Annotated in this window: 4 protein-coding genes; all 4 read left to right on the top strand. The window is 33.2% G+C overall.

Annotated features, from left to right (window positions below; all coding sequences use genetic code 11):
- Window positions 1-2,270: SusC/RagA family TonB-linked outer membrane protein (locus PHC28_RS14610; protein ID WP_300102209.1), on the top strand; the 2,270-nt coding region annotated here is incomplete at its 5' end.
- A gap of 19 nt (window positions 2,271-2,289) precedes the next feature.
- Window positions 2,290-3,642: a hypothetical protein gene (locus PHC28_RS14605; protein ID WP_300102206.1), complete on the top strand. Its 1,353-nt coding sequence runs from the start codon at window positions 2,290-2,292 to the stop codon at window positions 3,640-3,642.
- Window positions 3,643-3,896: 254 nt separating this feature from the next.
- On the top strand, window positions 3,897-5,348 hold the full coding sequence (locus PHC28_RS14600) for a sodium:solute symporter (RefSeq protein WP_300102203.1): 1,452 nt from the start codon (window positions 3,897-3,899) through the stop codon (window positions 5,346-5,348).
- Window positions 5,348-5,842, top strand: coding sequence for an N-acetyltransferase (locus PHC28_RS14595; RefSeq protein WP_300102200.1), 495 nt, complete (start codon window positions 5,348-5,350; stop codon window positions 5,840-5,842). The genes PHC28_RS14600 and PHC28_RS14595 overlap by 1 nt, the downstream gene beginning before the upstream one ends.
- The last annotated feature ends 101 nt before the right edge of the window (window positions 5,843-5,943 follow it).

Here is a 5,943-nt window from a genome sequence, read left to right as displayed (position 1 = left end):
ATATTGAAATTCTTAAAGGTGCTGCCGCCGCCGCTATTTATGGATCAAGGGCAAGCAACGGTGTTGTGCAGATATTTACCAAAAGAGGTAAAACTGGAAAACCAGTTTTTTCCTTTACTTCAAATTTCAAGGTAAATCAACTTAGAAAAAAAATGGAGTATAATCAAGTTCCATTGGCATGGGTAGATCCTAATGACATCCATAATTTGGCAACAAAACCTGCTCAAAGATATGACGTACAGGATGCACTTTTTCAAACTGGTTACGGAAAAGAAGATTTTCTTTCTGTTTCTGGTGGATCTGAAAATACAAAATATTATGCTTCAGTTTCCCTCCTAGATAATGAAGGAATTATAAAAAATACTGATTTCAAAAAATTCTCTTTTAGTTCTAATATTGATCAAAGAGTTAATTCTTGGCTTAAATTTAATCTTGGGTTAACTTACGTTCGAAGTCAAAGCAAAGATGTTCCTCAAGGAGGAATAACTAGTGATGGAGGTGCTCTTACTAATTTCCTTTTTTGGGATAATACTCATAATCCTTTGCCAGACGAGTTTGGAGTTATACCACAAGTAACTGGTTCTTCTCCAAACCCTTATGAGGCAGTTTCTGCCCTTAAATACGGACAAACAGTAAACAGAGCAATGACAAACGTTGGAATTATAGCAAATCCTTTTAAAGGTTTTACTGCTAATTTCGTGACTGGATTTGATTATTATAACCAATCAGGAACAGGCTTTAATCCAGTAGGAACTGCTTCAGAACCTACAGGTTATGCGTCTCGCTCTGATGTGAACAACTTTCAATATAATACAGATTTGACTTTAAATTATAAATTTGACATCAATGAAAATATTGAGTCAACAACTGTAGCTGGAGCCAACAGACAATATGAAAAAGTGCAACAAATAAGCTTATCTTCTAGGGGACTTGCTCCTGGAATTGAAGTAGCTTCTGGTGGAACTATTGCTTCGTCATCTGATTCAAGAAGTGAAGTTGCTATGTGGGGTGAATTCCTTCAACAAACTTTTGGATATAAAAACAAATTGTTTTTGACAGGTGCAATACGTACTGACGGAGCATCTGTTTTTGGACCTACTGAACGCAATCAATTGTATGCAAAAGTTAGTGGTTCTTATGTAATATCTAATGAAGAATTTTGGGGGAAAACCTTTGGGGATACCTTTAATTCTCTTAAACTTAGAGCTGCATGGGGACAAGCAGGTAACTTAACAGCAATTGGGGCTTATGATAGAGCTCTTAATTATGTACCAGTTGCTATAAATGGTTCAACTGGAGTTCTTCCTTCTACTTTATTAGGAAATGAAAATATAAAACCTGAAAGACAAGTAGAAACTGAATTAGGTTTTGATGCAGGATTTTTAAAGAACAGAATTGGTTTTGAATTCACTTATTACAAACAAAATGTATCTGATTTAATTCTTAAAAGAGGATTGGCTTCTTCTACAGGTTTTTCTTCTCGTTATGAAAACGTTGGAAACTTACAGAATGAAGGGGTTGAAGTTTTGCTTAGAGCTACACCTATTAAAACCAAAGATTTTTCATGGGAAATCACTTCAACATACGCTAGAAACAGAAATATTGTAACAAATGTACCTGGTGGAAAAATTTCATTTGGAGATAGTTTTGCTACAAATTATGTTATCGAAGGACAACCTTTGGGTGTTTTCTATAGATCATTTTTTGCAAGAGATGCCAATGGACAAATAGCTTTGAACGCTGATGGATTGCCTTATAAAGGAGTTAATCCAGATGGAACTACTGCTAAAGTTCTTGGAGATCCAAATCCAAAATGGTTTGGTTCTTTAATTAATGAGTTTAAATACAAAGATTTCTCTTTTAGATTTCAACTAGATGCCGTACAAGGATATGATGTATTCAACTGGGATAGACGTATATTAAATAATCCTGCTTTTGGAGGTGGTACTAAACAAGGCCAAGAATTATTGGGTCTCGTTCCAAAAGGAACTGGAAAAGCAGAATATGGAATTTTTGAAAACCTTGCTGAAGATGGTTCTTTTGTAAAATTAAGAGAGGTTGCTTTGAGTTACTCAATCAACGGTAAAAGCATAGGATTCCAAAGTATCAAACTTAGTCTTGTTGGAAGGAATTTAATTTCATGGGATCATTATACTGGTTTCGACCCAGAAGTTAATACAACTGGACAAAGTAATGGAACAAGAGGATTCGATTTTGCTGCAGTGCCAATCCCTAAAACCTATCAAATAGGTATTAACGCAACTTTTTAAAAAACTTAATTTAAAAAAAATGAAAAAATTCAATAAACATTTTCAAAAAATAACCTTTTTGATGTTCTCAACAGCATTGTTAATAACATCATGTACTAATGACTTTAAGAATCCGAATGCGACAACTGACGCAAGTATTCTTACCAGCAGAAATGGACTTTTTGCTCTATCGGTTGGAGTAAGACAAGTATATTCTACATCAGGAATGCATTATATAATTGAAACTCCTGCTGCAACTGCTAGAGAAATAGCAAGTACTTCTGATTATTTAACCATAACTGAATTAGAAGATGGTGGCGATATTCCAAATATAAATTCTGACATCGCAGGATTATGGGTATCCCTAACTAGGGTAATGGGAATGACAGAAAGCCTATATGATGCAGCAGATAATGCTACATTGGATCCTGGAACAAAAAGCGGACTTAAAGCCTACGCTAATTTATTCAGAGCTATGAGTATTGGTAATTTATCAATTAACTTTGAGCAAGTTGTAATAAAAACTTCTCTAAATAATGATGCTGCCTTTGTTCCTAAACAACAAGGACTTTTAGAGGCAGTTAGATTGTTAGACGAAGCAAAAACAATTCTTGCAACCACACCTGCTTCTAGTGACTTTACTGACTCTGTTTTGGGTGGAGATATTGATCTAACCAACACAATTAACCTTATGTTGGCTCGATTCAATCTCTATGCTGGAAATTATGATGCTGCAATAACAAATGCTAATTTGGTGTCAGCAACTTCAACTTCAGTATTTACTTATGATGCCCTGAACGTAAACCCAATTTGGGAAAGAGGTTTAGCCAATCACGCTACTGGTGCCAACTTTTTTAAACCTCAGGACAATTTTGGATTGCCAACAAGCATCTTTACATTTGCCGCTAATGACGGAAGATTGAGTTTTTATATGACTCCCGAAAATGCTACTAGCCTAAGTGGTTATGCAGTTGAAACATTAAAAGGTTTTAATCTTACTCAAAATTCTCCTATGCCAATTTACATTCCAGATGAAGCAAAACTTATTTTGGCTGAAGCAAATTTACGCAAAACAACTCCTAATATCCCAGCCTCAGTTGCTGCCTTAAACGAGGTTTTGACTGATACTAATGATCCACTTGGAGTAAATGCTAATGTGGCTCCTTATTCTGGAACAATGGATGTGAGTAGCGTTTTGTTAGAGGTGTACAAAAACAGACGTGCTGAATTATTCCTTTCAGGTAGTTGTTTAGAAGACAGCAGAAGATTTGGACGACCACAACCTACTGCTGGAGCAGCACATTATTCAGATGAAAGAAATAGAAATTTTTATCCGTATGCAGCTTCAGAAAGAAATAATAATACAAACACACCAGCTGATCCATCAATTTAATATTTAGTTTTTTTTCGGGGGTAATTTATGTTGCCCCCGGAAAATTATTATGTTTCTTCCAGTGAAAATTGATAAAATAATTGATTAATAAATTTGGAATTACTACTTCCATAACTTGTAAAAGTCTTGGATAAATTAACCGAAACGATAAAAAGCAAATCAAAATAATGTATAATATATATTTTGGAAGTATTTTTTTAGTAAGCGCTATGTTACAAGCTGAATAGTTCCAAAATTTTAAATTTTATAAAAAAATGAGTCCAATACTGTTATTTTTTATCGTCCTTTCCTATTTTTCAATTTTAATGATAATTTCTCATTTCACTTCTCGAAATGTTCATGAGAATACTTTTTTTGATGGCGATAAGGAATCTCCTTGGTTTTTGGTCGCTTTTGGAATGATTGGTTCTGGTATTTCTGCAGTATCTCTAGTATCAATTCCTGGAAATGTTGGCAACAACAATCTCTATTATTTTCAGTTTATTCTCGGGACAATAGTAGGCTATCTATTTATTGCATTTGTTTTAATTCCTATTTATTACAGGCTTAAACTGGTTTCAATATATTCTTATTTGAATATGCGATTTGGTACTATTACCTATAAAACTGGTTCCACATTTTTTTTAGTGTCCCAATCTTTTGGAGCTGCACTTAGACTGCTTTTGTCTATTAAAATATTACAATATGCTTTCTTTGATGCACTACATATTCCCTATTACATAACAATAATAGTAGTTTTAGTTATTATCTGGTTATACACCAATAAATCTGGAGTAAAAACAATTGTTTGGACAGATGCATTACAATCCTTTTTTCTTATTACAGTTATTATCATCACGATAATTACTATAAAAAATTCTTTGGGTTTATCTGTTTCAGAAATGACAAGCACTATTACCCAACATAAATATGCCAAAGTTTTTGACTGGGACATTCATTCTGGCTCTAATTTTTTCAAACAATTTATTTCTGGATTATTGATTACCGTTGCCTTGGTGGGACTTGATCAGAGTATGATGCAAAAAACCCTTACGGTTAAGAAGGTAAAAGATGCACAAAAAAATGTATTAACCTTTAGTTTCTTTATAGCTTTTGCTCAAACCCTATTTTTGGGTTTAGGAGTATTGATTTATATCTATGCCGAAAGAAACGGAATTGAACTTATTGCAAGCAATGGTCAATTTATAAATACCGATGGCATTTTTCCTAATCTAACGCTACATTATTTGGGTAAGATAGGCGCAATTGCTTTTTTAATTGGCGTAATTGCCTCCACTTTTGCAAGTGTCGATTCTTGTATTGCTGCTTTGACGACATCTTTTAGTTACGACTTTATGGATATTGAAAATCAACCTCATAATACCAAAAAGAGAATCAAAAACTATGTGTTAATAGGCGTAAATATTGTGATGTTTCTTATAGTAATGTTATTTTGGCAAAGCCAAGGAGCAATAATCAACACCATTTTTACAATTGCAGGATATACTTATGGTCCTCTTTTGGGGTTATATATGACGGGGATGTTTTCTAAAATTCAATTAAAAGAAAAATGGGTTCCTGTAGCTTGTGTTGCTGCTGCAATTGCTACTTACTTGCTCAACAACTATTTAATGGCTGCCTTTCAATTTGATTTTGGTTTTTTAAATATCTTTATAAACGCATTATTAACGATTCTGTTTTTAATAATAATTAAAAAGAAAGCCTAATGGTATCAAAAGAAAAAATTGTAATCAATCTAACAACAAACTCAGAGCATTTTTCCATTTGTGCCCAAATGATGGTAAAAACAAATCCGTGGATACGATTGGAAATGAATTTTGATCAGTGTCTAAAAGCCTTTGAAGGTTCATCAAAAGAAATATATGTCTTACAAGATGAAAACGAAATAGCAGGTTTTGTAATCCTCCAAATCGGCGGAACATTCAAAGGATATATCCAAACCATTTGTGTAGGCGAAAATTATAGAGGTAAAGGATTTGGAAAAAAACTTCTTGCATTTTGTGAAGAACGAATTTTAAAAATTTCGCCCAATATCTTTATCTGTGTTTCCTCTTTTAATGAAGGAGCTATCAAACTCTATTATGAATTTGGTTTCAAATTAGTAGGAGAATTAAAAGATTTTGTCAAAGAAGGCTTTACAGAATTATTGCTCCGTAAAACATTTGGCCCCATAATTAACTATCCTGTTCAACAAGTTTAATATATTTTTTAAATTATTTCGTGACAATAACTAACAACACTATGTGTCCAATTAAAATATTTTTATGAGTAAACAATCCTTTTTTTTAACAATTTTATTCG

Origin of the sequence: Flavobacterium sp. (assembly GCF_028712645.1) — a bacterium.
Taxonomy (GTDB): domain Bacteria; phylum Bacteroidota; class Bacteroidia; order Flavobacteriales; family Flavobacteriaceae; genus Flavobacterium.
This window is presented reverse-complemented; position numbering and strand designations above follow the sequence as displayed.

What these genes read in the sequence shown, in the direction of transcription:
- PHC28_RS14600 (WP_300102203.1), top strand. Translation starts at nt 3,897, where the DNA reads ATGAGTCCAATACTGTTATTTTTTATCGTCCTTTCCTATTTTTCAATT.
- PHC28_RS14595 (WP_300102200.1), top strand. Translation starts at nt 5,348, where the DNA reads ATGGTATCAAAAGAAAAAATTGTAATCAATCTAACAACAAACTCAGAG.
- PHC28_RS14605 (WP_300102206.1), top strand. Translation starts at nt 2,290, where the DNA reads ATGAAAAAATTCAATAAACATTTTCAAAAAATAACCTTTTTGATGTTC.